Source organism: Paenibacillus timonensis, from assembly GCF_022427145.1.
GTDB lineage: Bacteria > Bacillota > Bacilli > Paenibacillales > Paenibacillaceae > Fontibacillus > Fontibacillus timonensis.
The window spans coordinates 1-353 of sequence record NZ_JAKSXN010000168.1 but is presented as its reverse complement, the minus strand read 5'-3'; the positions used below and the strand labels follow the sequence as shown (position 1 = coordinate 353).

Annotated in this window: 1 rRNA gene; it reads right to left on the bottom strand. The window is 45.0% G+C overall.

Features of this window, described 5'->3' with window-relative positions:
• Window positions 1-266: 266 nt before the first annotated feature.
• Window positions 267-353, bottom strand: a 16S ribosomal RNA gene (locus MJ257_RS24720); the annotation flags it as partial.

The window sequence follows — 353 nt, the reverse complement described above, 5'->3', positions numbered from 1 at the left end:
TGATGAATTTCAATTTGGCTTTGCAGCAAATTTAAATTCATCAGAAAAGGATTGTTTCTAAAACGCAAATTTCGTTTCGTTTATCCAGTTTTCAAGGATCAAGTTGCTTCGCCGTTTTACCGGCGGAAGACTATCTTATCACTTCCCGATTCACCGTTCAACCGGTAAGTCTTGGAAGGATAAGCTTGAGAGTTGAACTCTCAAAACTGAGCAACGAGTGAGTAGAATATTTGTACCGTTCCCCACGGGAACGAGGTACTCCATAGAAAGGAGGTGATCCAGCCGCACCTTCCGATACGGCTACCTTGTTACGACTTCACCCCAATCATCTACCCCACCTTCGGCGGCTGGCT